This window comes from Paenibacillus sp. Y568, from assembly GCF_059445545.1.
On record NZ_JCAIUM010000075.1, the window covers coordinates 1 to 502 of the forward strand.

Annotated in this window: 1 protein-coding gene; it reads right to left on the minus strand. The window is 44.6% G+C overall.

Translation table 11 applies throughout. The features are described 5' to 3' along the window. A partial coding sequence (locus AC1D7X_RS25865; protein WP_495458824.1) for a TetR/AcrR family transcriptional regulator occupies positions 1-218 on the minus strand: 218 nt, incomplete at its 3' end. Positions 219-502 lie beyond the last annotated feature (284 nt).

Sequence of the window (502 nt, forward strand, 5' to 3'; positions counted from 1 at the left end):
GAGTGGAACTCCTCCAGAATCGTTTTCGATACCTGGTTGGCAAGACGCTGGTAGAGATTCTGCTTGCTCTTGAAGTACCAGTACAGTGAGGGAGCCTGAATCCCAAGCCGGTCTGCCAATCGTCTCAAGCTGAATTTCTCGATGCCGTCCTCCCCCAGAAGTTCCCACGAGGCTTCCAAAATCTTATCCTCCGAAATCTGAGGCTGCTGCTGCTTCATCGTTATCCACCCTTTTATCTAACAGTGTAAGTTTGTTCTTTACAGGTTCATAGGTTCATAGGTTCATAGGTTCATAGGTTCATAGGTTCATGATATAATCTAACACTGTAAGGTTCAATCTAACACCGTTAGATAATCATAATAAACAAAGTGGTGACCCACATGGATGCAGAAAACCTCCATTACTTTGAAAAAGCACCGGTAGCAAAAGCTGTCGCTCACTTCGCTGTACCGATGATGCTAGGCACGTCAATGAGTGTCATATATTCCATCTTGAATGCCTA